Source organism: Photobacterium sp. Alg240-V54, assembly GCF_900537155.1.
Lineage (GTDB): Bacteria > Pseudomonadota > Gammaproteobacteria > Enterobacterales > Vibrionaceae > Photobacterium.
In genome coordinates this window covers 564,061-590,928 of the sequence record NZ_UNRL01000003.1, presented here as the reverse complement: position 1 = coordinate 590,928, position 26,868 = coordinate 564,061, and the positions used below count along the sequence as shown (strand labels likewise).

At 41.3% G+C, this 26,868-nt stretch carries 26 protein-coding genes, 2 tRNA genes, 2 rRNA genes and 1 pseudogene; 17 read left to right on the top strand and 14 right to left on the bottom strand.

All coding sequences use genetic code 11. The features are described from left to right. The 6 genes from G6R09_RS11755 to G6R09_RS11730 all read left to right on the top strand — a co-directional run. Positions 1–280, top strand: a 23S ribosomal RNA gene (locus G6R09_RS11755); the annotation flags it as partial. Positions 281–457: 177 nt separating this feature from the next. Beyond that, positions 458–573: ribosomal RNA gene (rrf, locus tag G6R09_RS11750) — 5S ribosomal RNA — on the top strand. Between the two features lie 64 nt (positions 574–637). Then, positions 638–714 (top strand) — tRNA-Asp (locus tag G6R09_RS11745). A gap of 37 nt (positions 715–751) precedes the next feature. Further along, a tRNA-Trp gene (locus G6R09_RS11740) sits at positions 752–828 on the top strand. Positions 829–1,448: 620 nt separating this feature from the next. Continuing rightward, positions 1,449–1,784, top strand: a complete 336-nt coding sequence (locus tag G6R09_RS11735) for a DUF1904 domain-containing protein (protein WP_065169083.1) — start codon at positions 1,449–1,451, stop codon at positions 1,782–1,784. A gap of 98 nt (positions 1,785–1,882) precedes the next feature. Beyond that, a complete protein-coding gene (locus G6R09_RS11730) occupies positions 1,883–2,749 on the top strand; it encodes an endonuclease/exonuclease/phosphatase family protein (RefSeq protein WP_065169082.1) in 867 nt (288 codons plus the stop codon). Here the strand turns inward: G6R09_RS11730 and G6R09_RS11725 are convergent. The 3 genes from G6R09_RS11725 to gloB form a co-directional block, all read right to left on the bottom strand. Next, positions 2,746–3,435: a Yip1 family protein gene (locus G6R09_RS11725; protein WP_065169081.1), complete on the bottom strand. Its 690-nt coding sequence runs from the start codon at positions 3,433–3,435 to the stop codon at positions 2,746–2,748. The two genes, G6R09_RS11730 and G6R09_RS11725, sit on opposite strands and share 4 nt — an antisense overlap. Further along, positions 3,432–4,976 carry a LysM peptidoglycan-binding domain-containing protein gene (locus tag G6R09_RS11720; protein WP_065169095.1) on the bottom strand — a complete coding sequence of 515 codons (1,545 nt, stop codon included), beginning with the start codon at positions 4,974–4,976 and terminating at the stop codon, positions 3,432–3,434. Before G6R09_RS11720 ends, G6R09_RS11725 begins: the two co-directional genes overlap by 4 nt. 71 nt (positions 4,977–5,047) lie before the next feature. After that, entirely contained in the window at positions 5,048–5,806 is a 759-nt protein-coding gene (gene gloB, locus G6R09_RS11715; RefSeq protein ID WP_065169080.1) for a hydroxyacylglutathione hydrolase, read from the bottom strand. 41 nt (positions 5,807–5,847) lie between these two features. Between gloB and G6R09_RS11710 the strand changes: the two genes are divergently transcribed. Further along, positions 5,848–6,606 (top strand): class I SAM-dependent methyltransferase, encoded by a 759-nt coding sequence (locus G6R09_RS11710; protein ID WP_163922528.1) that lies wholly within the window; start codon positions 5,848–5,850, stop codon positions 6,604–6,606. 8 nt (positions 6,607–6,614) lie between these two features. On the opposite strand, the gene rnhA is transcribed toward G6R09_RS11710, so the two are convergent. Next, a complete protein-coding gene (rnhA, locus tag G6R09_RS11705) occupies positions 6,615–7,079 on the bottom strand; it encodes a ribonuclease HI (protein WP_065169078.1) in 465 nt (154 codons plus the stop codon). Between the two features lie 51 nt (positions 7,080–7,130). Between rnhA and dnaQ the strand changes: the two genes are divergently transcribed. Both dnaQ and G6R09_RS11695 read left to right on the top strand, forming a co-directional pair. After that, positions 7,131–7,859, top strand: a complete 729-nt coding sequence (dnaQ, locus tag G6R09_RS11700; RefSeq protein ID WP_065169077.1) for a DNA polymerase III subunit epsilon — start codon at positions 7,131–7,133, stop codon at positions 7,857–7,859. A gap of 7 nt (positions 7,860–7,866) precedes the next feature. Next, entirely contained in the window at positions 7,867–9,069 is a 1,203-nt protein-coding gene (locus tag G6R09_RS11695) for a TIGR03503 family protein (RefSeq protein WP_163922526.1), read from the top strand. 58 nt (positions 9,070–9,127) lie between these two features. Here G6R09_RS11695 and fadE read toward each other — a convergent pair whose 3' ends face one another. Beyond that, positions 9,128–11,581 (bottom strand): acyl-CoA dehydrogenase FadE, encoded by a 2,454-nt coding sequence (gene fadE / locus G6R09_RS11690; protein ID WP_163922523.1) that lies wholly within the window; start codon positions 11,579–11,581, stop codon positions 9,128–9,130. 447 nt (positions 11,582–12,028) lie between these two features. Between fadE and lpcA the strand changes: the two genes are divergently transcribed. Continuing rightward, positions 12,029–12,607: a D-sedoheptulose 7-phosphate isomerase gene (lpcA, locus tag G6R09_RS11685; RefSeq protein WP_065169074.1), complete on the top strand. Its 579-nt coding sequence runs from the start codon at positions 12,029–12,031 to the stop codon at positions 12,605–12,607. 89 nt (positions 12,608–12,696) lie between these two features. Beyond that, positions 12,697–13,494 carry a class II glutamine amidotransferase gene (locus G6R09_RS11680; RefSeq protein WP_065169073.1) on the top strand — a complete coding sequence of 266 codons (798 nt, stop codon included), beginning with the start codon at positions 12,697–12,699 and terminating at the stop codon, positions 13,492–13,494. 81 nt (positions 13,495–13,575) lie between these two features. Here the strand turns inward: G6R09_RS11680 and purN are convergent, their stop codons facing one another. After that, positions 13,576–14,217: a phosphoribosylglycinamide formyltransferase gene (gene purN / locus G6R09_RS11675; RefSeq protein ID WP_065169072.1), complete on the bottom strand. Its 642-nt coding sequence runs from the start codon at positions 14,215–14,217 to the stop codon at positions 13,576–13,578. Positions 14,218–14,221: 4 nt separating this feature from the next. After that, complete coding sequence (gene purM / locus G6R09_RS11670) at positions 14,222–15,262, bottom strand: phosphoribosylformylglycinamidine cyclo-ligase (RefSeq protein ID WP_065169071.1); 1,041 nt, start codon at positions 15,260–15,262, stop codon at positions 14,222–14,224. Positions 15,263–15,460: 198 nt separating this feature from the next. Between purM and upp the strand changes: the two genes are divergently transcribed. Then, entirely contained in the window at positions 15,461–16,087 is a 627-nt protein-coding gene (gene upp, locus G6R09_RS11665) for a uracil phosphoribosyltransferase (protein ID WP_045031047.1), read from the top strand. Positions 16,088–16,183: 96 nt separating this feature from the next. On the opposite strand, the gene G6R09_RS11660 is transcribed toward upp, so the two are convergent. Beyond that, positions 16,184–17,437: a uracil-xanthine permease family protein gene (locus G6R09_RS11660; protein ID WP_065169070.1), complete on the bottom strand. Its 1,254-nt coding sequence runs from the start codon at positions 17,435–17,437 to the stop codon at positions 16,184–16,186. 348 nt (positions 17,438–17,785) lie between these two features. On the opposite strand from G6R09_RS11660, the pseudogene G6R09_RS11655 reads away from it, so the two are divergent. Continuing rightward, positions 17,786–18,877: pseudogene (locus G6R09_RS11655) on the top strand (DUF2066 domain-containing protein); the annotation flags it as partial. A 102-nt stretch (positions 18,878–18,979) separates the two neighbouring features. Here the strand turns inward: G6R09_RS11655 and G6R09_RS11650 are convergent. The 4 genes from G6R09_RS11650 to G6R09_RS11635 are packed head-to-tail and all read right to left on the bottom strand — an operon-like array spanning position 18,980 to position 21,854. Continuing rightward, positions 18,980–19,402 carry a DUF2069 domain-containing protein gene (locus tag G6R09_RS11650; protein WP_065169068.1) on the bottom strand — a complete coding sequence of 141 codons (423 nt, stop codon included), beginning with the start codon at positions 19,400–19,402 and terminating at the stop codon, positions 18,980–18,982. Between the two features lie 14 nt (positions 19,403–19,416). Further along, a complete protein-coding gene (wrbA, locus tag G6R09_RS11645) occupies positions 19,417–20,010 on the bottom strand; it encodes an NAD(P)H:quinone oxidoreductase (protein ID WP_163922520.1) in 594 nt (197 codons plus the stop codon). Then, the gene (gene arsC, locus G6R09_RS11640; RefSeq protein ID WP_163922575.1) at positions 20,010–20,360 is read right to left on the bottom strand and encodes an arsenate reductase (glutaredoxin); all 351 of its coding nucleotides are present in this window, start codon (positions 20,358–20,360) and stop codon (positions 20,010–20,012) included. The genes wrbA and arsC overlap by 1 nt, the downstream gene beginning before the upstream one ends. A 27-nt stretch (positions 20,361–20,387) precedes the next feature. Continuing rightward, positions 20,388–21,854, bottom strand: a complete 1,467-nt coding sequence (locus G6R09_RS11635; RefSeq protein WP_065169065.1) for a M48 family metalloprotease — start codon at positions 21,852–21,854, stop codon at positions 20,388–20,390. Positions 21,855–22,014: 160 nt separating this feature from the next. Between G6R09_RS11635 and G6R09_RS11630 the strand changes: the two genes are divergently transcribed. Both G6R09_RS11630 and G6R09_RS11625 read left to right on the top strand, forming a co-directional pair. After that, positions 22,015–22,269 (top strand): sulfurtransferase TusA family protein, encoded by a 255-nt coding sequence (locus tag G6R09_RS11630; protein ID WP_235859726.1) that lies wholly within the window; start codon positions 22,015–22,017, stop codon positions 22,267–22,269. A 3-nt stretch (positions 22,270–22,272) separates the two neighbouring features. After that, positions 22,273–23,343, top strand: a complete 1,071-nt coding sequence (locus tag G6R09_RS11625; protein ID WP_065169063.1) for an AI-2E family transporter — start codon at positions 22,273–22,275, stop codon at positions 23,341–23,343. 72 nt (positions 23,344–23,415) lie between these two features. On the opposite strand, the gene bcp is transcribed toward G6R09_RS11625, so the two are convergent. Further along, the gene (gene bcp, locus G6R09_RS11620; protein WP_065169062.1) at positions 23,416–23,880 is read right to left on the bottom strand and encodes a thioredoxin-dependent thiol peroxidase; all 465 of its coding nucleotides are present in this window, start codon (positions 23,878–23,880) and stop codon (positions 23,416–23,418) included. Between the two features lie 69 nt (positions 23,881–23,949). After that, entirely contained in the window at positions 23,950–24,486 is a 537-nt protein-coding gene (locus G6R09_RS11615) for an ACT domain-containing protein (RefSeq protein WP_163922517.1), read from the bottom strand. A 356-nt stretch (positions 24,487–24,842) separates the two neighbouring features. On the opposite strand from G6R09_RS11615, the gene dapA reads away from it, so the two are divergent. Beyond that, positions 24,843–25,721, top strand: a complete 879-nt coding sequence (dapA, locus tag G6R09_RS11610; RefSeq protein ID WP_065169060.1) for a 4-hydroxy-tetrahydrodipicolinate synthase — start codon at positions 24,843–24,845, stop codon at positions 25,719–25,721. Positions 25,722–25,773: 52 nt separating this feature from the next. Continuing rightward, positions 25,774–26,784, top strand: a complete 1,011-nt coding sequence (gene bamC, locus G6R09_RS11605) for an outer membrane protein assembly factor BamC (protein ID WP_065169059.1) — start codon at positions 25,774–25,776, stop codon at positions 26,782–26,784. Positions 26,785–26,868 lie beyond the last annotated feature (84 nt).

Below are 26,868 nucleotides of genomic sequence, written 5' to 3'. Positions count from 1 at the left end.
GCGTTGGATGATTGAGAGGGGCTGCTCCTAGTACGAGAGGACCGGAGTGGACGAACCGSTGGTGTTCGGGTTGTATCGCCAGATGCATTGCCCGGTAGCTAAGTTCGGAATCGATAACCGCTGAAAGCATCTAAGCGGGAAGCGAGCCTCAAGATGAGTCATCCCTAGACCTTTAAGGTCTCTAAAGGGTTGTTGAAGACTACAACGTTGATAGGTCAGGTGTGTAAGTGCTGCGAGGTATTGAGCTAACTGATACTAATTGCCCGTGAGGCTTAACCATACAACACCCAAGGGGTTTTTCTTCTCAAAAGAGAAGAGACGGACTCTACAAACACTTGAATGTAAGTTTGAGACAGCGAGAATCGAGTTATCGAGTATCGCGATAGTCAGTTTTTTAAGATTGTAATGTTAGGAGTCTCGAATCGAGAAATCTCGATACTCGTAACAAAAAAATTTGCTTGGCGACCATAGCGTTATGGACCCACCTGATCCCTTGCCGAACTCAGTAGTGAAACGTAATAGCGCCGATGGTAGTGTGGGGCCTCCCCATGTGAGAGTAGGACATCGCCAGGCTTCAAATTTAGATATTCGTTTTGAACTACGAATATCGGATAAAACGAAAGTTTTATCTCCGTGTGGAGCGGTAGTTCAGTTGGTTAGAATACCGGCCTGTCACGCCGGGGGTCGCGGGTTCGAGTCCCGTCCGCTCCGCCATTTTATTTAGACACAGTTAAGTCTTTAAAATAACTACAGGGGTGTAGCTCCAACTGGCAGAGCAGCGGATTCCAAATCCGCGTGTTGGGAGTTCGAATCTCTCCACCCCTGCCATCTTAAAGAAGGCTCATATCGAAAGATATGAGCCTTTTTGCTATCTGTAATTTATACTTGTAGCGTTAATTGGCACAGCAGCGGATTCGCCTTTCCGAAAATCAGCGCGTGTTGTGAAGTTTGAATATCGTAACTCCTGCCATCTTAAAGAAGGCTCATATCGAAAGATATGAGCCTTTTTGCTATCTGTAATTTATGTTTGTAACGTTAATTGGCACAGCAGCGGATTCGCCTTTCCAAAAATCAGCGCGTGTTGTGAAGTTTGAATATCGTAACCCCTGCCATCTTCAACAAAGCCTCGACAGCAATGTGAGGCTTTTTTACGTCTGTATTCTTACGAATGATCGAGTGGGTGCAAGAGGTGAATAGATGTAGTTAGAGAGGGAAATAATGCAATAGTGATGATTTCATTCATGCATACTAAGCTTGTTGGTCTATAAATATTTTATAGTGCTATTGAGTGCTAAAAAATAGAAAAAACAATGATAAAGCAATAAAACTCAGCTTGATGTCTTTGAGATTAACTGCAATGTTGACACTTTATTTGCAATAAAAAGCTCTTGAATAGAGGGCGAAAGTGGTAATGTAGTGAGGTAAATAGTCAATTTCTTGGAGTTTTTATGCCACATCTTCGTTTTCGTGCTGTTGCCTTTGATACAGTAAAACAGCTATCAACTAAGTTGGTTGATGATTTACAACCATTGATGGATTGTCCTCGTGAGGATTTTACTATCGAACATATTCCAGCATCATTTATTTTTGATGGCGAAGTGTCTGATGCTTATCCTTTTGTTGAAGTATTTTGGTTTGATCGGGGCCAGAATACGCAGGATCTTGTTGCTAAAGCGATTACTAATATCGTCAGAGAGGCCGTTGAAGATCCACGGCAAGATGTCGCAGTTATTTTTACAGCGCTGAAACCGTTAGCTTATTATGATAATGGTAACCACTACTAAATCCTCTTTCATGCTTACATTGATGTTGTTATTTCTAATTTTACGATGATATTAGCCCATTACTATAATGGGCTGAATTGTCGATGCAGGCTTGTATTATGGTGCGTAGAACAAAAACAAAAGTGGTTGCTGGCTTAGGTGTTGTTGCTGGTGCATTGGGGTTAGGGGCATTTAATTCTTCATTTGATGTCTCAGTGCAACCTGAAATTACTAATGAGGTCTTTGCTCCTCACTTTAGTTATCACTGTATTGAAACTGAAATTGCACCACCACTTGATAATCATGGCCAATTAACCGTCGCAGTATGGAATATTTATAAGCAGCAACGGACTAATTGGCGTTCAGCATTAGCATCATTTACTCAAAAAAGTGATTTAGTCTTATTACAAGAAGCGAGTTTAAATACTGAATTACAAACCTATTTGAATGATAGCCAATGGCAAGTCAGAATGGCGAATGCATTTCGCTTTCTTGATACACCCGCAGGGGTGATGAATTTATCGCGGGTATCGTCACGTCAGACGTGCGCTTATCTTGCGATGGAGCCGTGGTTAAGGCTACCTAAATCAGCTTTACTATCGCAATTTTCATTGTCAAATGGACAAACTCTTGCTGTGGTTAATTTGCATGGGGTTAATTTTGCTATTGGTTTAAATGAATATAAACAACAATTAGACAGTTTAAAAGCTGTTTTAGAACAGCACCAGGGGCCGATTATATTGGCGGGTGACTTTAATACTTGGCGTAAAGCGCGGATTAAAGTGGTACGAGCTTTTGCACATTCGTTAGGGTTAAAAGAAGTGCACTATCATAATGATCAGCGAGTGCGAGTACTAGGTAAGCCGTTAGATCATCTTTATTATCGTGATTTACGTCTAGTAAAGGCAGAAGCACCTAAAACAGATGCTTCTGATCATAACCCATTATTAGCGACGTTTAAGCTAGTATCACCGACGGTGCATTAGGCTGAAATAATCAATAGCGGCCATACAATAAGGGTTAATACCCACGGTAGTATGGCAATAATGATGGCTCTTGCACGATCGAGATCTGTCCATGCACTCACTGCAGCATAGGTTAAAGCAATGTACCACGGTGCTAATAAGGGCATTGTGGTTGCGATTGCTGCCCAGCGATTATTCATTGGTAATTTTAATAAGCCATTAACACTGTTTAAATCGGCCGCATTGGGCAGAATATTGTTATGGTTAAAAACAATATTAATGTAACTCGCAATGTCACCAATAAAAGATGGCAGCATAATAAAGCAACTAGCAGCCAGCCATTTACCATAGCTGTGTTGATGCTGACTGCTTTTCGTGGCTAACTTTAACCATAAAGCTAATACAAAAATGACCACTGTGCGGCCAGTTATATCGCTAAAGACCTCACCAGCAAGCAGCACTTCTCGTGTTAACCATGATTGCTGTACAGTTTCACCAATATTACCCAGTTGTGCTTGAATCGCTTGTTGCAGCCATGGCATATCAACATGATTAAAGTAGCTACCCCATAAAATAAACGAACCAAAAATAGCCATTAAGTAGGGTAAAATAGCCCACTTGGGACGTTCATAGATTGCAGCAAAGCATTCTATTGGTGAGCGAAACAAATCAATAATGGCGATGATTGGATTTTTTGATGGCGTCATGCTTTAGCCTTACTACTAATAATTAATTTTAGCTGTTGGCCTTGTTTTATATATTTACTATTAGCCAGATTATTCCATTTTTTTATCTCGGCGATAGAGACATCATACCGCTGTGCGATAACGCTTAGGCTATCACCGCGACGGACTTTGTAACTGATCGTTTTACGGCTCGCTGCGGTTTTTTTAACGCTTGCTACTGCTGATACTTTTAAGCGTTGTCCTTTTTGCAGTACCGTATTTTTGCTAAGACGGTTAAGTTGTTTCAGTTTAGTAATACTGGTTTTATGCTTACGAGCAATGCTCCATAAACTATCGCCAGACTGCACTACATAATGTTGTGTTTCGACATTAAGCGCGGCACGATGCTGACGGTTAACCAGTGAAATAGGTGAGGTTGGAATAGTCAGTAATTGTCCAATACGAATATTGGTCGTTTTAAGCTTATTGACTTTTTGAATCGTTTTAACGCTGCTGTGATAACGCTTAGCAATTAACCCTAAGCTTTCACCTGCTTTTACGCGGTGATGATGAGTTACGATGCTTGCATTGCGGTTCTGAGCTAGTTCACGCTTAAAACGTTTAACAGTATTGATTGGCAGTAATAACTGATTAAGTCCATTGGGTGCTGTTACACCACGTCGATAAGCTGGATTTAGATCTTTGAGTTCAGTTAAGCTAATACCTGCAAATTTGGCTGCAATAGTCAGATCCATTTGCACACCTGGTTTAACGATAGCTACAACGGGTTTATTGCTAATCGGTGCGATATGAAAACCATACTTTTTCGAATGCATGATGATATCAGCAACGGCGTAAAGCTTAGGGACATAGCTGCTGGTTTCGTTGGGTAAATCAAGCGCCCAATAATCAGTAGGCTTACCCGCAGCTTTGTTTTTACGGATAGCACTAAACACACGGCCTTCGCCAGTATTATAAGCAGCTAATGCTTGTTGCCAGTTACCATCAAATTTCTTATTTAAATACTCTAGTAAATTCAGTGCAGCGGTAGTGGATTTAACCACGTCGCGACGACCGTCATACCAGCTATTTTGTTTTAAGCCAAAACGGCGGCCAGTGTCGGGAATAATTTGCCATAAACCTGCAGCTGCCATACTTGAATAAGCATGAGGATCAAATGAGCTTTCAACGATCGGTAATAATGCTAGCTCTAGCGGCATGCCACGCTTTTCGACTTGCTCTGTGATGTAATATAAAAAAGGCTGGGCGCGTTGAGCAATAATTTCAAGATTACGCGGGTTCTTTAGATACCAGTTACGGTAGTACTGAACGCGTTTATTATTGGGAATTTTAGTGGTGATCTGCATTGCGATGCGATCCCATACGTCCTGCTGTTGTTGCGGCGTTAATTTTACAACTTCAGCTTGAGGCGGTTTAATAACCGGCGCTACAGGTACAACAGGTGTATTAGTTGGTTGCTCAACGACAGTATTTGATTGGTTGGTATCGACCTGTGTTGTCTCTTTTGTCGTTTGACAACCTGCAATAACAAGCACACTTGCTAAAAGAATTTTGAATTTCATGACAGTCGTTTGTAGCCAAAATGGTTGGTGATGATACTTGCCCAACCACCTTGGTTACAAGGGGAGAAACGTTAAAATTCGTCTTTCCAACGTCGAAGTGCTGCAAATGTCTCAATATCTGAGTTATCGTACGCTTTATCAGCAACCGAGCGCTTAATACTTGGCTGATCACAACGTAAAAAAGGATTAATAAGTTTCTCATTACTGAGGGTTGTTGGGAGTGTGCTTTGGCCGTTAGCACGCAGGCGGTTAACTTGATCGCGATAACGTTGTAAATGGGCATTATCTTGTTCAGCGACTAATGCAAAAGCCAGATTGCTCGCGGTGTATTCGTGAGCACAATAAACGTTAGTTTCGTCAGGCAGAGAAGCCAGTTTTTGTAATGAATTAAACATTTGTGCTGGTGTGCCTTCAAATATGCGACCACAACCGGCAGAGAATAATGTGTCACCACAAAAAAGCTTTTCGTCGCCAACATAAGCGATATGACCTAGCGTGTGTCCTGGTACGCTAAGCACCATAAAGCGTTCACCAAAGATATCGACTTGATCGCCATCTTCTACTGGGCGTGTGATGCCAGGAATAGGTTCATCATTAGGCCCAACCACTTTGGTTGCAGGGAAACGACGCTTTAACTCACTGATGCCACCGACATGGTCATGATGATGGTGAGTGATCAGGATCGCATCTAGAATTAAATTGTCTTTTTCTATTGCCTCAAGAACCGGCGTGGCATCCCCTGGATCAACAACGACACAATGATTGTCTGGGTTTTGAATTAGCCAGATGTAATTGTCCTTAAATGCGGGTATGCTTTTAACAGTTAACATGAATTTTGTCTCCAGCCTTATCAGGTGTTGAGCAGTATCTTATGAAGCCAGCGCGTACAGTAACACACATTGAAGTCCCTTATACATGGTCGAATGTGATCAATGGTGAGTGGGTAGCAGAATTATTACAAGCACGCCTTGATGAGTGGTGCCCGAAATTGTTTGGCTATCACATGTTAAAGCTTGGTGGCTTAAGTGCAGAGCTGACCAGTAGCCATTGTAATATTCAGCATCAAATTAGTGTCGATAAGTTCAGCTCTAAACGTAGTGTCGTCGCTGATGCGATGGCGTTACCTTTTATTGAAAAATCTTTTGATGCGTGTTTGTTAATGCACCAATTAGACTATGCGGCTGATCCTCACCGGTTATTACGAGAAATCGATAGAGTGATGGTTGATGATGGTTATTTAGTATTGAGTGGTAATAATCCGTTAAGCTTATTAGGCTTACGAGGATTCTTACCGTGGAATCGTCGTCAAGCACCATGGACAGGAAGGATGTACCTGCCATTTAGAATTAATGATTGGTTACGGTTACTTAATTATGAAGTGGTATACCAAGAAACGTTTGCGATAGTGCCAGCGACACGTCACCTTGCTTGCGCAGCATGGCTTGAGCATGTTCTCTCAGAGCCATTATCTGCGGTGGGGAGTTTATATTTTATTGTTGCACGTAAACGTACTTGTCCATTAAAACTGATTAAGCCGACCTGGAAATTACGTCGTCAATTAGCACCGATACGAATTAACTGTTGTACTCAAACTGAAAAAACAAGACCTAAAATTCCACCGCAGTCGTGATCCTAGATTTAGTTTGGTTGATAACTGGCATCTGGTTGGGTTGGATTTTCAGCCGCAGTTCGCGCTAAAACATCACAACGTTCATTTTCTGGATGACCAGCATGACCTTTAACCCAATGCCATTGGATTTGATGACGTTGGGTTTCTTGATCCAGTTGCTGCCATAAATCGGCATTTTTGACCGGCTTTTTATCTGCTGTTTGCCAACCTCTTTTTTTCCAATTATGAATCCACTGCGTAATTCCTTGACGCACATATTGGCTGTCAGTGGTAAGATCGACTTGGCATGGCTGTTTTAAACTAGCGAGTCCCATAATGGCGGCAAGCAGTTCCATGCGGTTATTGGTGGTCATAAAATAGCCACCACTGAGCTCTTTTTCGTGTTGTTTGTATCTTAGTACGGTGCCATAACCACCGGGACCTGGATTACCTAAACACGAACCATCGGTGAAAATCTCTACCTGCTTCATCATTGTGGGGAGTTTTGCCTTAGATAAAAACTTAAGTCTGACACATTAACTACTATGAAAGCCACTAACACGAATCAACGTATTATTGTATTTGATACAGAAACAACAGGTATGAACATGACCGGCCCTCATTATGAAGGTCATGGTATTGTCGAAATTGGTGCGGTTGAGATCATCAATCGTAAGTTAACCGGTAATACGTTCCATGTTTATATCAAACCTGATCGCACGATTGATCCTGAAGCGATTGCTGTCCACGGTATAACCGATGAATTTTTACGTGATAAGCCTGTGTATGCTGATATTCACCAAGAATTTATTGATTTTATTGATGGCGCTGAACTTGTTGCCCATAACGCATCGTTTGATACCGGTTTTATGGATTATGAATTTCATAAAATGGGCGCATCAATTGCGAAAATAGAGGATATCTGTCAAGTCACCGATACCTTAGAAATGGCAAAAAGGCTATTTCCAGGTAAACGAAATAACCTTGATATTTTATGTTCACGTTATGGCATTGATAACTCTCATCGTACCCTTCACGGCGCATTACTCGATGCTGAGATTCTAGCTGACGTTTATTTAATGATGACGGGTGGTCAAACATCATTACGTTTAAGTAGCGGTAATGATGATTCGTCAACAGCAACCACTATTCGTCGTTTAGCCACTGATCGAAAAGTATTAAAGGTTATCAATGCTACTGCCGATGAACTAACAGCACATCAAGATAGGCTTGATCTGATTGGTAAAAAGGTTGACGTTATTTGGCGTCTTTAGGGGGAGTATGTTGCGGCGATTATGGGTACTTATTTTTTATGTACCGCTCTGTGCTTGGGCACAAACAGAGACCAGATTAACTTGGCTTGATAATCGTTTTCGCGTTGATCCTGAGATCGAACAAATTACATTTATTGTGGCGCGAGAACAGCCCAGTCAATCAGTGGTATTAGTCGCACCGAATGGGCATAAATATTATGCCGATCGTCACTCTAAAGCGATGTCGTGGTACAGCGATCAGGGGATGGATATTATTTCTATTGATCATCCAATGGCTGGACCTTGGCAAGCTTTAGGGAAAGTGTCGTCCAATAATGGCATTAAAATAGTGTCTAATATTGAACTTGATGTTGATCCGTTACCAACGCAATTATACCAAACTGAAGTGTTGAAATTTAGAGCCCGCTTAACTCAAAATAAACAGCCTTTATTGTTACGTGATTTTTTAGATCGCGTGCAGCTGAAGGTGGCTTTTTATCCAGTTAACACTGATGTAGATGATGTTACTGTGAAGGAGTCAGCTTCGATAGTAGTGGGAACATTTGCTGATAACGGTCAAGGATATGACGAGATTGGTGGCGATGGCATTTTTACTGTCGCGCTTGGTGTTGATGTTGTGCCTGGAATATATCGCGTCAAAATAGCATCCACAAATGGTGTTTTTGAGCGAGCAGTTGAGCAAACAGTGTTAGTTTACCCAAGCTTAATAACAACGACCTTTATTGAAAGTCATCAGCCGCTAGTCTCTCATGTCGTTAAAGTTACAGCGAACGATGATCTAGCTGCTGTTGGCTCATTAGCAGCTTATTTAAGAGTTAAACAACCTCAACGTCAGCCGCAAATTATTCAAACCCGCGTTCAACCTCAACAATCACAATTAACTCTAAGGTGGCCTAATAATCGTCAGGTGGGTAAGGGGTGGTGGCGTGGCTGGGCTTATGTTACCGATACGCTAACTCAGCGTGAATTGGTGTTTCGATTAGCCCAACAAAATTATACTCAAGTTGCGCCCGTCACGGTGGATACTTCGTCAGTATTGGCTAAACGACAACGTGAACAGCAGTTAACAGTCGAGAAAACGGAGCTGCTTCAACAACGGTTATTATGGTTAGGGGTTGCCAATCTTATCGTTATGATCGGTGTCTTAGCATGGCTGTTGCTATGGCGACGTAAACGTGCACTAAAATCAGATTTAATTATTCCTAAATAAGCGTTATAAAACAGGGAAGCATGATGCTTCCCTGTTGATTATTAGTATGTTGGATAAGTTAAGCCGCGCTATTTATTTGTGATGTTGCTTGGCGTGGATTAGCTGCTAAATGTTGTGGGTCAAAGTCATCAACATTAATGGTATATAACCGTCCAGCTTCTGCTCGATGAAGTAATTCAGCTTCCTCGGCGGTGATAACCCCCAGCTCTAATCCTATTGCCGCTACTTTACCTAATTGCATGAAGGGTAATTGTGTATTCGCTGCTTGGCAGACACGATCATAAATAGGCTCGGCGGCGAGAATATCACGTAGCGCGACTTCCATCATACCGACGGTATTATTCGCTGTTGGTTCTAAAAATAAGCCACGACCAATGCGATCTCGTGTTGCTGATGGCGTTTGAATTAAACCTGCAAGTTGATGATCAAGCTCATCGGCGGGTTTTCGACGCCGCAAACCCGTTGGTAATATCAGTAGTCGTAATCCGTAAGCAATCGCTTTATTGGGAAAATTAACTAAAAACTCATCAATAGCGACTTCAGCTTGATAAAGGGTATCTTGAAGTCCCCAATGGATAAGGGCGATATCTTGCTGTTGCTGACCATCATCGGTATAACGTTTTAAGGTCGCTGAGGCTAAATATAATTGACTTAGTACGTCACCGAGTCGCGCAGATAAACGTTCTTTACGTTTAAGTGAACCGCCAAGAGTAGCCATTGAAATATCAGCTAATAAAGCTAGATTAGCACTGTAGCGGTTCATTTGCTGATAGTAGCGTTGAGTCTCATCTTTATATGGCGCGAATGAGCCACGGCCATCAGTGAGACCTAACCATAAACTACGGCTCATATTGCTGATCACAAAGCCGATATGACTAAACAAAGCGCGATCAAATTGATCAACCGCATGGTGGGGATCATCACTATAAGCGGCATTAATTTCATCAAGAACATAAGGGTGACAGCGAATAGCACCTTGGCCAAAGATAATCATTGATCGCGTGAGAATATTTGCACCTTCAACGGTGACCGCGATAGGTGCGCCTTGATAACCTCGAGCAAGAAAATTACGTGGTCCCATACAAATACCTTTACCGCCAGCGATATCCATCGCATCAATGATGCCGCGTTGGCTGCGATGGGTGCAGTGGTATTTTACAATCGCTGAGATAACCGCGGGTTTTTGGCCTAAATCAATGCCAGTAACGGTCATCGTCGCTGCGGCATCAAGGACATATGCATTACCGACAATGCGTGCTAGTGGCTCTTCAATACCCTCCATTTTACCTATCGGTAACTTAAACTGACGTCGAATACGAGCATAAGCACCGGTTGCCATTGCTGCGTTTTTTAAGCCGCCAGTTGCGTTAGAGGGCAGGGTGATTCCACGTCCAACCGAGAGACACTCAACCAGCATGCGCCAGCCTTGACCAGCCATTGCTTGACCGCCAATGATAAAATCGATAGGAACAAATATTTTTTCACCACGAGTCGGGCCATTTTGAAAGGGAATATTGAGTGGAAAGTGACGTCGACCAATCTCGACCCCATCAACATCGGTTGGAATTAAGGCGCAAGTGATACCAAGATCCTGCTTATCACCAAGTAAGTGGTCGGGGTCGAAAAGCTTAAATGCTAATCCTAATACGGTAGCGACTGGCGCTAAAGTGATATAGCGTTTATTCCAAGTGAGCTCCATACCGAGCACTTCTTTGCCTTGCCATAAGCCTTGTTTAACGATACCAAAATCAGGGATTGAACCAGCATCGGATCCTGCTTCAGGGCTGGTAAGCGCAAAACAAGGGATCTCTGTGCCTGCGGCTAAACGGGGTAAATAATAATTTTTTTGATCTTCGGTACCATAGTGTTGCAGTAATTCACCGGGACCTAATGAATTTGGTACACCGACAGTTGATGACAATACCGCAGAAACGCCAGTGAGTTTTTGTAACACTAATGATTGCGCATAAGCTGAAAACTCTAAGCCGCCATATTGTTTTTTGATGATCATCGCAAAGAATTTATGCTGCTTGAGTTGCTGCCATACCTCTGGGGGCAAATCAGCAAGATCGTGGGTGACTTGAAAGTCATTTACCATGCGGCAAACATCATTGACGGGACCGTCTAAAAAAGCTTGCTCGGCTGCAGTGAGCGTTGGAGGCTGAATAGCATGTAATTTGTTCCAATCGGGTTTGCCACTAAAAAGATCTGCTTCCCACCATACCGTACCGGCATCAATGGCTTCTTGCTCTGTTTGAGACATTTTGGGCATGACTTTTTTGAAACTATTGAGCGCATATGTAGTGAGTATTTTTTTGCGTAACGGGGCAATATTTACCACTAATGCAATGATCGTAAACAGAAGCCAACCCACGATGCCGATAATATCGAACAGAGTACCGATGACCAATAGTGCTGCAATCATCGCTGTAAAAATAGGACGTGATACACGGTGATAAGCGAGGATGACAACCATACAGATAAAGCTGATTAAGTATATAAATGTAGGCATAGCGATTCTCCGTAATCTTATAGCAGCATTGTAAACAACAGTAAAAATTTCATTGCAGTGTCGACTGAAAATTTTAGAGACAACATTGTGCTACGGTTATGTAGAGTATGGCTCATAAAAAGGTAAGAGGTCTAACCACTACCTTTATTTATTGTAAGTTAATTATTAAATTAATGTAAAATATTTTATTGTGAATGTGTGGTGTAGATGTATTACACGATAGGGTTGGTAGATTTTGCTGACAATGTTTGAGTGGAATATTTACATTACTGCTCCAATTTTGTCATTAGAGTAAATTTTAGTGGTTAATTCCGACATAGCATTACATCAATAGTCGACACTGGAAGTTATTTGTCTGTAAACTGCGAGTAATGATGTATTGCAGTATCAAGTGAACAGCTTGTTCACTTGATTTGTATTTAATGGTAAACAGTGAGAGAGCAGCTTATGTATAAAGATCTGATCCGCAGCGAATTAACTGATGCCGCTGATGTCCTTAACCGTTTTTTAAGTGATGATAAAAATTTGGCTGATATTGAAGCAGCAGCTAAATTATTAGCAGATTCATTTAAACAAGGTGGGAAAGTATTATCATGTGGTAATGGTGGTTCTCATTGTGATGCTATGCATTTTGCCGAAGAACTAACTGGCCGCTATCGTGATGATCGTCCTGGTTACCCAGGAATTGCTATTTCAGATCCAAGTCACCTATCTTGTGTGAGTAATGATTTTGGCTATGAATATGTATTTTCACGTTATTTAGAAGCTGTGGGCGCGAAAGGTGATGTGTTGTTTGGGCTTTCAACGTCAGGCAACTCAGCGAATATTCTGAAGGCTATTGAAGCTGCGCAAGCGAAAGGAATGAAAACCATTGCCTTAACTGGTAAAGATGGCGGCAAAATGGCAGGTTTAGCCGATGTGGAAATTCGAGTACCACATTTTGGTTATGCGGATCGCATTCAGGAAATACATATTAAAATCATTCATATTTTAATTATGTTAGTTGAAAAAGAAATGGAAAAATAATCGTATATATTGTTACTCATTAAGAAAGTAATAATAGCGATTATTAATGTTTAAATGAGCATGACTCAGCGTAAAGAGCAGAAATAAAAATGTGTGAATTATTAGGCATGAGTGCCAATGTGCCAACAGATATTTGTTTTAGCTTTACTGGCTTAATGCAACGTGGGGGGAATACTGGCCCTCACCGTGATGGCTGGGGAATTACTTTTTATGAAGGTAAAGGCTTTAGAACTTTTAAAGATCCTAACCCGAGTTGCCAATCACGTATTGCTGAGTTGGTGCAACAATATCCAATTAAAAGTCGTGCTGTAGTGAGTCATATTCGTCAGGCTAATCGTGGTGGAGTGAGTTTAGAAAATACTCATCCCTTTACACGTGAGCTATGGGGTAATTATTGGACTTTTGCGCATAATGGTCAATTGACAGGCTATGAGCAATTAGCAACAGGACGTAATCAAGCTGTTGGTGATACTGACAGTGAGACAGCATTTTGTTGGTTAATGAATCAATTAGAAATTCGTTTTCCGGTATTACCTGCTGATATGACGCCTGTGTTTGATTACTTTGCTGAGTGTTGTAATACATTGCGTCAATTAGGTGTATATAACATGCTACTGAGCAATGGTGAGTATGTGTTAACTTATTGCACTAATAACTTACATTGGATCACTCGTCGCGCGCCATTTGGTAAAGCATCATTAATCGATGAAGATGTCACCATTGATTTTCAACGTGAAACAACGGCGAATGATATTGTCACTGTGATTGCAACTCAGCCGTTAACGAACGATGAAAATTGGCAGAAGATGGCAACAGGTGAATTTCGCGTGTTCCATTTTGGTGAGACAGTTTATGATGCTATCTCAACCGATGTTAGTACTTGCTAACGATAAGCAGCACTATTTATAGTAGATAATAAAAAGGCGATCTTAATCAGATCGCCTTTTTTATATCATTAGATTAAGCATTTATTGTGCAGCATAGCCTTGTGGTGGCAGTTTGTTGCCATCGAGTACGGCATAACCATTTTGCATTGATAGCCGCTGGCTTAGTAGCCACTGTGTGACTAATGGATAGATATTATGTTCTTGTTGTTGAACACGTTCTATCACGTCGTCGACACTATCTTCTGTAAAAATAGGAACTTTCGCTTGCAAAATAACCGGCCCACCATCAAGTTGCTCGGTAACGAAATGGACACTGGTGCCATGTTCTTTATCACCCGCATCGATGGCGCGTTGGTGAGTATTTAATCCCGAATATTTAGGCAGTAAGGAAGGATGGATATTAAGCATTCTTCCTTGATAATGATGGACAAAATTCGCCGATAAGATCCGCATAAAACCAGCAAGGATAATCACATCAGGCTGATAAGCATCTATCTTTTCCATCAGTGCTTGATCGTAATCTTGACGATTAGCGTAATCCGTTGCAGCCACACAAAGATTATCTATATTGGCACGTTGAGCACGTTTAAGACCATAAGCATCGGCTTTATTTGAGATCACAGCAGCAACTTGGCTATTGTTGATAATGCCGTTACTACAGCCATCAATAATTGCTTGTAAGTTACTGCCATTTCCTGAGATTAAGACAACGATATTATGCATGGACTTACTTAATCTCTACTTGCTCTTCGCCTACTGCTGCTGTTGCAATTTCACCGAGCAGCCATGCGTTTTCGCCTTCTGCTTGTAAAATTTCAATCGCAAGTGCTGCTTGAGCTTGTGGAAGTGCAATCACTAATCCAACACCACAGTTGAATGTACGGTACATTTCGTAAGTATCGACATTACCTGCTTGTTGTAGCCAGTTAAAAATTGCCGGCCATTGCCAGCTGTTACCATCAACAACTGCTTTGGTACCTTGAGGTAATACACGTGGGATATTTTCCCAGAAACCACCACCAGTAATATGAGAGATCGCGTGAACATCACAGCTTTCAATCATTTTCAGGGCTGATTTTACATAAATTTTAGTTGGGGTTAATAAGTGCTCAGATAGTTTTTTACCATCAAGGTCTTGATCAAGATCGGCTTGAGAAACCTCTAGAATTTTACGTACTAATGAGTAGCCGTTTGAGTGTGGACCACTTGAACCTACAGCGATAAGTGCATCGCCAGCGGTTACTTTTGAACCATCAATGATATCCGCTTTTTCAACGACACCAACACAGAAACCGGCAACGTCGTAATCTTCACCATGATACATGCCTGGCATTTCAGCAGTTTCACCACCAATTAATGCACAGCCAGATTGAATACACCCTTCACCAATACCAGCAACAACACTTGCTGCAGTATCAATATCAAGTTTACCTGTTGCGTAATAATCTAGGAAAAATAAAGGTTCAGCACCTTGTACAATCAGATCGTTAACACACATTGCAACCAAATCAATACCAATAGTATCGTGTTGTTTCAGATCCATCGCTAGGCGAAGTTTGGTGCCAACACCATCAGTACCAGAGACTAAAACTGGCTCTTTGTATTTGGTAGGAAGTGCGCATAAAGCACCAAAACCACCAATGCCACCCATAACTTCAGGGCGGTGAGTGCGCTTAACCACGCCTTTAATACGGTCAACTAATGCATTACCAGCATCAATATCAACACCAGCATCTTTGTAACTAAGAGAAGAGTTTTTGTTGCTCACAGATGATCCCTCAAACGTATTAAAGTAAAAAACCAGCGTATGATAACAGCAGTCATTACATTAGAGCAAACGTTTGCGTTAATTTGTTGCGCGATTAAATTTCAGTCAATTAAACATTTGATACTATCGGCAATCGATTGGCATGGTATATAATAATGCGATTTTTTATTTTTTATAATTTAGTTCCCAGGAGTCAAGATGAAAGTCGTTGAGGTGAAACACCCACTGGTTAAACATAAGATCGGTCTTATGCGTGAAGGTGATATCAGCACTAAGCGTTTTCGTGAATTGGCAACCGAAGTTGGTAGCCTATTAACGTATGAAGCGACTTCAGACTTCGAAACAGAAAAAGTGATGATCGAAGGCTGGAATGGTCCAGTTGAGATTGATCAGCTAAAGGGTAAAAAAGTGACGGTAGTACCTATTCTTCGTGCTGGTTTAGGCATGATGGATGGTGTATTAGAGCATATGCCAAGTGCACGTATTAGTGTTGTTGGTATCTACCGTGATGAAGAAACGTTAGAGCCAGTACCATACTTTAATAAATTAGCGTCACATATCGATGAGCGTATTGCATTGGTTGTTGATCCTATGTTAGCAACTGGCGGTTCAATGATCGCAACGCTTGATTTATTAAAAGAGCATGGTTGTACACAATTTAAAGTGTTGGTACTTGTTGCAGCCCCTGAAGGTATTGCAGCATTAGAAAAAGCCCATCCTGATGTAGAGCTATACACAGCAGCTATTGACGAGAAGCTAAACGACAAGGGCTATATTGTTCCTGGTCTTGGTGATGCGGGCGATAAGATTTTCGGTACTAAATAATTATTCTATTGTTTATCACTGATATAAAAAACCGGACTAAGTGAGTCCGGTTTTTTTTAACTATTGATTGTGATTGGCAATGAATTGTCGTGATAATTACAAATGCTCTGTATCTTCAATTTGAGCATTATCAACCACATTGTTTTCACCTAAATCTTGCGGCAGAATAAGATTTAGTAAGATCGCAACAATGCCACATAAACTGATACCTTGTAAGCTAAACTCACCAATACCAAATGCCATACCACCAATACCAAACACCAAGGTTACTGCAACGATCACTAGATTGCGGGCTTTATGTAAATCAACTTGATTTTTGATAAGCGTATTTAAGCCAACAGTAGCAATCGAACCAAATAATAAAATCATAATGCCGCCCATCACAGGTACGGGAATGGTTTGTAATACTGCGCCAAGTTTACCCACAAAAGCCAATACGATAGCGGTAACGGCTGCCCAAGTCATGATCACCGGATTAAATGCTTTGGTTAGCATTACCGCTCCAGTTACTTCTGAGTAAGTCGTATTCGGTGGTGCGCCAATAAGTGATGCTGCCATGGTGGCAATGCCATCGCCTGCCATGGTGCGGTGTAGTCCTGGCTTTTTAAGGTAATCTTTACCTGTCACATTTGAAATCGCTAAAATATCGCCAACATGTTCGACCGCTGGCGCAATCGCAACCGGGATCATAAATAACACCGCATTGATATTGAACTCGGGTAGAGTAAAGTTTGGTACTGCAAGCCAGCTTGCTTGGATGACAGGTGTAAAATCAATAACCCCAAAACCAAGGCTAGTAATGTAGCCAGCACTAATGCCACCGACGATTGGGATTAATTTCAAAATGCCTTTCGCGAACACACTTAAAATAATGGTTACGCTAAGAGAAACAGCAGAGATCCATAACGCGGTATCGTGAGCAATCAATTGAACATCGCCACCACCAGTTTTACCGACCGCCATATTAACTGCGGCAGGCGCTAGCCCTAAACCGATAACCATGATCACTGGGCCAACGACAACTGGCGGCAAGAGACGATGAATAAAACCAACCCCACGTACTTTAATAATGCCACCCATGATCACATAGACCACACCCGCCATCATTAGGCCACCCATGGTGCTAGCAACCCCCCATGTTTGAATGCCATACATCATTGGAGCAATAAAAGCGAAAGATGAGGCAAGAAAAATAGGAACAGAACGTTTAGTTACGACCTGAAATAAAAGAGTGCCAGCACCTGCGCCAAATAAAGCAACATTGGGATCTAAACCGGTGAGTAATGGCACCAGCACCAATGCACCAAAGGCGACAAATAGCATTTGCGCACCTTGAAGAACCTGCATCATGATATGTATTCCTAAGTAAAAAAATCGCGCAATCCTAGCATGTAAGCAAACGGTAGCCTATATGAATAAAAGTTAAAATATACTTATGATCGTTTAAATTTAGAACGAGTGGCGCTTTATTTGCATGACAATAGTCATCTCGCAGTCAAAAATGTGAGTGATAAAATTATATTGTCGAAATTGTCGAATGAAATTTACAAACTGTGCGCTATGATACGGCACCAATGATAAAACCTGTTGTCTGTCTTACTAGGTCTATTTTTTGAATTAACCATGAGTCTTACTATGTTGCGATTTGCATTATTATTTTTAGCGGTATTGGCATTGCCAGTACGCGCTGCGACGGTAAATGATCTTTATCAAACCCAGGTTGCTTTGATTGGAAGCGATCAACAAGCTGATCAAGCCGCGCGCGAGCAAGGGCTGGCGAATGTGTTGGTCAAAATATCAGGCAATACTGATATTCTTAACAACCCAGCAATTAAAGCGGCAATTACGAACAGTGGTCGTTATATAAGCCAATTTGGTTACAGCCAAGTTGATGGCCAACGTGCACTTGATCTAAGCTTTGATAAAAATCAGATCAAGCAATTATTGATGCAGTCAAAAGCCAGTATTTGGAAAGATCAACGTCCTAATATTTTAGTGTGGATGGTTGATAGTGATGACCAGCAACGTAATATTTTGTGGGATCAATCAACTAACGCATTAGTTAATGATACTAAACAAGCAGCAGATAGCCGTGGGTTGCCATTAACATTTCCGGTTGGTGATATAACAGATGCAACGGCAGTTAATGTGTCAGATCTGTGGGGTAACTTTATTGATCCAATCGCCGCGGCCAGTCATCGTTATCATGCCAATGGCTTGTTATTGGTTAAAGCACAGCAACAACCGGATGGTACGGTAAGCCTAAATTGGCAATTTTATCCCCAGCAACCAAGTAAAATTGCAACAGCAGACACGCAACCTATAGCGGGTACTGCATCTGGTACATTGGCACAAACATCGACGCAGATGATCAATAAAGTCACGGATTATTTAGCCAATAAATATGCCGTGGTATTAGGTGGTGTTGCTGGTGGTAAGGTTAATATTGAAGTTGATAATATTCAATCGACAGAAGACTTTTTTGCCCTAGAGAAAATGCTGAATAACTTAACCACCGTGGGCAGTGCTAATGCGATGCGAATTAAAGGTAATAGTGTTATTTTTCAATTGAATCTTCAAGGTTCAGAGCAGGCATTCCGTCAAGAGATCAGCCATGACAACCAAGTGAGTCAGGCTCAATCAGGGGTAGCTTTTGCGGCTGATTCGGTACCAACGCCAGCAGTGGCACCGACAAGTGCGACAACGACAGCATCAGCGGTTCCTGCAACAACATCATCAGTGACACCATTAACAGTATCGCCACAAAATGTTTATGATTGGAATAGTTAATTTCATTCTAATCTAAACTGAATAGATAGCGCTGATAAGTGAAAAAAGGCTTGAGTACTTATGTACACAGGCCTTTTTTATAGCGATGAAAATGAGTAAAGATTAGCCGTTATAACGGGCATGCTCTTCACGTTCAAGCTGTGATAAGCGTTTCAATTTAATTCCCAATTCTTTGGCGCGTAAACGGGAAAAGAGAATATTACTGATAAAGCAAAATGTTACCAGTATAAGCTCTATTGCTGCGAGGCTGCGTTCACCCTCGTTAATCGTTATAAGGGTTGCGGCATGGATAAAATAAAACATTAAAATAAAGTTTGCCCATGCATGGGTATAAGGTTTAGCGGCGACCATACCGGCAAGGGGCAATAATAGTGGTGCTATCCATACCAGAGCAATAACAGCGGCAGAGAAGTGTAAGTGGGGAGACAGTAATAATTGCCATGCGCCAACAAAAACAATTAAACCGCAATGACACAATAGTGCAGATTGACGTGCAAAATAGGTTAAAGGTTGCATTTTGGGCATGAAATGATCCTTTTTTAGCCACTTAATTTACATGCAATCGTTGCTAAACGTCGGCCGATAGCTTGAGCAAGTGCTATTTCATCAGCGTGGAGCTGTTTGTTAGTGCCATGATTAACATGTGATGCGCCATAAGGTGTTCCACCGTGGCTGGTGGTGTGTAATAAGGGCTCAGAATAGGGGATCCCTACCACCAACATACCATGATGCAACAGAGGTAACATCATTGATTGTAGCGTAGTTTCTTGGCCGCCGTGCAGCGATGACGATGATGTAAATACGCAAGCTGGCTTACCAATCAAGCTTCCCGATAGCCATTCACTGCTGGTCGTGTCTAAAAAATGTTTTAGTGGCGCTGCCATATTGCCAAACCGAACCGGACTTCCCATTGCTATGGCAGCACATTGGCTAAGATCGTGATGACTAACAATGGGATCAGTTGTTTGGTTTGTCGGAGCACTTGGGGTTGTTGTTGGCATTGTTGATATGTCGGCAACGGTTCTTAGTACTGCTTCACAGCTATCGATTTGTTCAATGCCACGGCCTATATGGCGTGCTAATTGACGAGTATTACCATGAAGGCTGTAATAAAGTACTAAGATTTTAATCATTATAAAATATCCAACACGTGCTCAGGTGGACGACCCATGGCTGCTTTATCATTATTAACCACAATGGGACGTTCAAGTAATTTAGGGTGCGATACCATTGCTTCAAATAATGCCAGATCAGTTAAGCTTGGATCGCTCAGTTGCAACTCTTGGTATTGTTGTTCCTTAGTGCGCATCATTTCACGTACCGTGTTATAGCCTAATTGGCGGTACAGCTGTTGTAGCTGAACAACTGTTAGTGGTGTATCTAAGTATTTAATTATAGTTGGATTAATTCCTCGTTCAGTGAGTAATGCGAGTGTTTCACGGCTTTTTGAACAACGAGGGTTGTGGTAAATAGAAACTGTCATCATGAGTCCTTGTTAAATTTGTGATAATTAAAAAGAAGAACGTAAGGCTTCAAATTGCATTTGCTGAATTCGTAATTGATCTAACCGTGCATCATAGCGAGCTTGATCGAGCGAACCTAATGGTGCTTGTTGAGCTGCTTGCGTATAGTTACTAATTGCAAGTTTCCATTGAGCACGTAATGCGGCCAATTCCCCCATCGCGGCAAGCTCGCCCGCACGTTGGTTTTGTTTGGCATAATTTTGCGCTAATAACGCCCAACCATTGGTATCATTTGCATGCTGATAGGTATAGCGAGTAAGTATATTGAGACTGTGTTTATAGCGTTTAGCTTCTAACAAGACATTGGCTAAATTAAGTTGTAACACAGTGCTTTCTGGTTGATATTGCAACGCTTTTTCTAAACGTGTAATCGCTTTATCATAATGCTTTTGATACAAATCGATATCAGTCATGGCATCGATATAAAATAAATTATTGGGCTCTGCCGTGAGTAATGGCATCAAAAATTGTTGCGCTTTGGCATATTGGCCGTTATCAAGATACACCAATCCCTTACCATAATTGAGTTCTTTGCGTCGGTTTACCGGTGCTTTTTTGAGCTCAGTGTTAAACCAGTTAAGTGCTGATGTTTGACTAAAACCTAGATTACGCGCCACGATCCGCGATTTTGCTAATAAGTAACGTTCTGACGGTGGCAATCTTACGGTTGAATAATTATTGGCTCGCATACGACTGTCGGTGATCCGCGATTCCGGCAGTGGATGGCTAAGTAGCATGGGTGGCAGGGTAGTGGTATAGCGATATTTATCAGCCAAACGTCCAAAAAAGTGGGGCATTGCTTGAGGGTTAAATCCGGCTTTAGCTAGCGTGGCAATACCAATTCGATCGGCTTCTTTTTCATTACTACGGGTGTGATTAAGCATTCCTTGCATCGATACTGCTGTGGTGGTGTGTAATGCTGCCATACCTGCTTCTGGTGCTGCGACGACTAATAATAGTGACCCAATCAAGGCTGCCATCGTGGCGGGATTTTTTTTGGCTTGATCTTCTAAAGTTCGTGCAAGGTGTCGTTGTGTGACGTGGGCAATTTCATGGGCAAGCACAGAGGCTAATTCACTTTCTGTTTTAGCATGTAAAAAGAGCCCTGAATGGACGCCAATATTACCACCAAATAAGGCAAAGGCATTAATGTCATAATTTTGGATCAAGAAAAAGTTAAACGGCGTTTTTACACCATCTGCATTAGCCACTAATTTATGACCAAGATCTTGAATATATTCAGATAAAACGGGATCGTTAATAATAGGACGACTGGCACGCATCATACGCATGTACATATCGCCGTATTGGATTTCTTTATCAATCGTTAGTGTCGATGCCGCAGTGGTACCAATATCAGGCAGTAATATAGCATTACTAGCAACGGCTGATAAACTTGTAGTGAGCAAGGCTGCCAGTAAAATTGATCTTGGCGCTTTAGCTAATTGGAACATATTAATAATACAACCACCATGTCGATTAATATAGGATAACGGATAATTATCGATAACCTGTTGCGTTGTTATGACAGCGAATTTTAACTTAGGTTCGCTATCGTGATATTCGTTTGTGGTTATCTCGCTTATTCCTTGCGGTTAAGGGTACAATACGACAATGGATAATCACTGTCACTCTATTGGAATGGAAATCCTCACTCTTGATCTTATGGCCTACCGTTGCCCGTTAGCATTATTGATGGTGAAGCGCAGCTGCAGAGACTTATCGCTAACTCAAAAACTGGTGATTAAAGTTTCACAACCCAGTGCAAAAACGGATATTTTTCGTTATTTACAAAATAATGGATTTACTATTGATATACAGGCTGAAGCGGTTGATCAGTTGGTGATTATTGTGAAAAAAGGACAGTAACGCATGTTGGATATGTTAAAAAGTTGGTATCAACGCCGATTCTCTGATCCTCATGCTGTGAGTTTAATGATCATTCTAGCGGGGGCATTTTTAACCTTATATTTCTTTGGAGGGTTAATTACACCGTTATTAGTCGCAATCGTTTTGGCTTATTTACTTGAATCGCCAGTGGCACGTTTGGCTCAGTTGGGGCTGCCGCGCACACTTGCTGTGGCGATTGTATTAATTGTTTTTGCAGGGTTAATGATCTTAGCGTTATTAGGATTAGTGCCGACTATTTGGCATCAAATTACTAATTTAAGTGCTGATGTGCCGAAAATGTTTAATGATTTGCAGCTTTACGTTTCCAGTTTGCCTGAACGTTATCCTGATTTTGTTCAGGCCCATCAAGTGACTGTCTTTACCGATACTTTGCGTGAAAAAGTATTAGCGTTAGGTGGCAGTGTTGTTAAAGGCTCATTATCATCATTAGTCAGTTTAGCGACATTAGGGGTGTATTTGATCCTAGTACCGTTATTGATTTTCTTTTTGCTTAAAGATAAAGACACTATTTTGCGGTCATTCATTGGGGTGTTACCTAAAAATCGACGTTTAGCCACTAAGGTTAGTGCCGAAATGAACCAGCAAATCTCTAATTATATTCGCGGTAAAGTGATTGAAATATTCATTGTCGGTATTGCGAGTTATATCGTCTTTGCGGTTATGGGGCTTCAATATGCGGTACTGTTGGGGGTACTGGTTGGTTTATCGGTATTAATACCTTATATCGGTGCCGCCGCAGTTACTGTGCCTGTTGCAATGGTTGCTTTATTTCAATGGGGCTGGACACCTGATTTTTGGTGGCTATTAGTCGCTTACGGTATTGTGCAAATTTTAGATGGTAATGTATTAGTACCGATACTGTTTTCTGAAGCGGTTAACCTACACCCAGTAGCAATTATTGTTGCAGTTCTAGTGTTCGGTGGGTTGTGGGGATTCTGGGGGGTATTTTTTGCGATTCCATTAGCTACCCTCGTCAAAGCAGTATGGGGAGCATTAGTGATGAAAGACACTGTGCCGCCAGTGAATTACTGATCTTTACCATAGAATAATAGCTAAACAAAAAGGCCGTTAATGGCCTTTTTCGCTGTTGTGGTTTGAAAGGGGTTATTGGTTGAGATAATCCAATACCACTTGGTGGTGATCTTTGGTTTTAAATTTATTAAACACGTGCTCAATGTTGCCATGCTCATCAATTAGAAAACTGATGCGGTGTAGACCATCATAAATTTTCCCCATGAACTTTTTCTCGCCCCACACGCCAAATTGATCAGCAACAGCATGATCTTCATCAGATAATAACGTGAAATTAAGGTTATCGCGCTCAATAAATTTAGGCAGACGCTTAACAGGATCAATACTGATACCTAATACAACCACGTTATGTGCATCTAGTTCTGCTTTACTGTCGCGTAAACCACAAGCTTGCACCGTACAACCGGGTGTCATTGCTTTAGGGTAGAAATAAGCCAGTACTTTTTTACCTTTGAAGTCAGTTAAACTGACGGGTTGGTCATCTTGATTAAGCAAAGTAAAAGTCGGGGCGAGCATTCCTGCTGTTAGGGTATTCATGCAGCTGTCCTTTTAATAAGTTTAAGATAATAACATGTGCTGTTATGACGAACTTTGTGGAATAGGTTCTTAATGGTGGCCAATAAAATTAACCGTACCATAAGCATTTAATTGCTTACAAAGTGCATCGTATTCTTCTTGTAGACTGACTAAATTACAATCTTCGGGTAAATTGGTACTGATTTGCAGCACTAATTGATTATCGATATCAGCATGGCCACTTTCAATGGTATTGGCACTTAAGGTTGAGATGTCAATTGTTCGGCTGGCCATAAAATGGGTGAAATGTTTAATCAGCCCCGGGCTATCTTTGGCTTCAATGTGAAAATCAGCCGTATATGGAAAGAAACGGGCAATATGTTTATTGGTGCGTTTCATCACCGTGATTAAATCATGCTCTTGGCCTTTAAGAGGCAATGTCGATTCAATTCTAGAGATGGCATTGCTATTACCAGAAAGTAGCATAATCAAGGTAAATTCAGAGCCAAAAAGAGCAATTCGACTATCAATGATATTACAGCCACTGTGCGCGACAAGATGGGTGATCTCATCGGTGATACCAGGGCGATCAGTACCTACTGCTGTTATTACGAGATAATGTTCCATATTTAGCGCCATTTTTCGTGATCATTATTAGCATGTTAGCACAGAGTGATTATTCAAAAGAGCGCAAATTAGGATCAATAATCACAAAGTTTTTTATTATAATTGTATGGTTAGCAATAGTAATCGCTGAAAAAGATTTGTTTTTGGTGTTAGAAACGTTAAACATTAACAATAACGTTAAAATGAATACGATAAAGCGCGCCAGTTAACGGTTTTCAGTCACCCTTTGCTTGAGTTTATAGTCATGCAAAAGTACCATGACTTATAACTAGCTATATACCGTAACCATTCCTATTGATTGGTTGTTAATGTTGTTAGCTTTGAATCGTTACGCTATATAACAAAGGGAGACGAATATGTTTTCAGGAAGCATGGTTGCATTATTGACACCATTTGATTCTTCAGGTGAAGTTGATTACATCGGCTTACAGAAGCTAGTTGATTACCATATTGACGCGGGCACCAAAGCGATTATTTCGGTTGGAACAACGGGAGAGTCGACAACATTAACCGTTGATGAGCAAGTTAAAGTTGTTTTAAAAACCTTAGAGTATGTTGATGGACGCGTGCCTGTTATCGCTGGTACTGGTGCTAATGCAACCCATGAAGCAGTAACGATTACTAAACTGTTTTCTGGGACAGGTATTGCGGGCTGCCTAAGTGTGACACCGTACTATAATAAACCGACACAAGAAGGTTTATATCAGCATTATAAAGCCATTGCCGCTGCGACCGATATTCCACAAATATTATACAATGTACCAGGTCGAACTGCGGTTGATTTACTGCCTGAAACCGTGGCGCGATTAGCGAAACTTGACAATATTATTGGCATTAAAGATGCGACGGGTGATATTACGCGCGTTAAAAAAACACGGGAACTTTGTGGCGCAGATTTTATCCAACTAAGTGGTGATGATGCGACAGCTGTTGATTTTGTTGCAGAAGGTGGTCATGGGGTTATTTCTGTTACCGCAAATATTGCCGCAGCAGAGATGGCAACAATGTTTGATTTAGCTTTAGATGGTAATATTGAAGCAGCCCAAGAAATAAACCAACGCTTGATGCCATTACATACCAAACTATTTGTTGAAGCGAATCCAATTCCCGTGAAATGGGCCGCTCATCAGATGGGATTAATTGAACACGATAACTTACGACTTCCGCTTACTGTTTTAAGCGAATCACAGCAGCCTATTGTTAAACAAGCACTTATTGACGCTAACGTATTGTAATACAATGTCATTAATTGAGTGGTTGTAACAATCAAGGAGCGCAGGAGCATAAATGAATTATAAATACCGGCTAGCATTAGCCGCTGTCGTAGTGACAAGCATTACAGCATGTTCTAGTGGTGCAGATAGTCGCCGCCAGGCAGCGCAAGATTTTAATTATCTTGATACGCCAGCACTTGAAAGTTGGACGTTGCCAGCAGGTGCTCAACCTTTTAGTAATACTAATTACACTATCCCACAACGTGTTTACAAGGGAGAAGTTGGTACTAAGGTTGATATTCGTCCACCGTTGCAGGTACTAGAGTTGATCCCTGGTGTCACTTCAGCGATTGATGGTCAAGGCGTAACCTTGTTTATGCCGTCATCAAATGAGTTAATGAAGATCTGGCGTGTGACTCAGCAGCTGATTGCTGATAATAAAGTCGGTATTGTAAAACAAAGTGCTGATCGTATTGATACGGATTGGGTTTCTTGGACTAATGAAGACGAAGATACCAAGATCAGTAGCCGTTATACTATTGAAAAATCACCGAACATCAACAGCTACCGTATTACGTTAACTGATTGGCGTGAAGACGGTAAAGTTAAGCCTGTTAGTGCAGATGATAAGCGTCGCTATAGCATTTTAATGACCAATTTAGTGATGGCGAAATACGATAATATGGTGCGTGAGCAAGCACGTATTGCAGCCGCTGAGCAATTGAAAAACGTGCCTATTATGATGGGTACTGATCGCAGCGGTTTGCCGATTATTATTGCTCGCGCCCCTTATGATGATATGTGGGAACGTTTACCAGTCATGTTACAAAAACTTGGCTTTACGGTTGAAGATCGTAATCGCTCACAAGGTTTAATTGATGTTAAATACCGTCAACCTGATGATGCATTTTGGACAAAGCTTGGCACTAAGCCAATGAACTTAACCAATGATAAGTATCGTATTTTGGTGGGTGATCTAGGTAACCGTACTTCATTAAATATTACTGATAATGATGGTAAGCCAGTAACCGAGTCAGTATTAAACTCAATTGCTCCCGTATTTGGTGCTGCTTTTGCTAAATAACTAATTTGTTATCTTGGTTATTAAAAAACCGCTTTAGTGGCTCACTAAAGCGGTTTTTTTATGGAAATTAATAGCTAATTGATT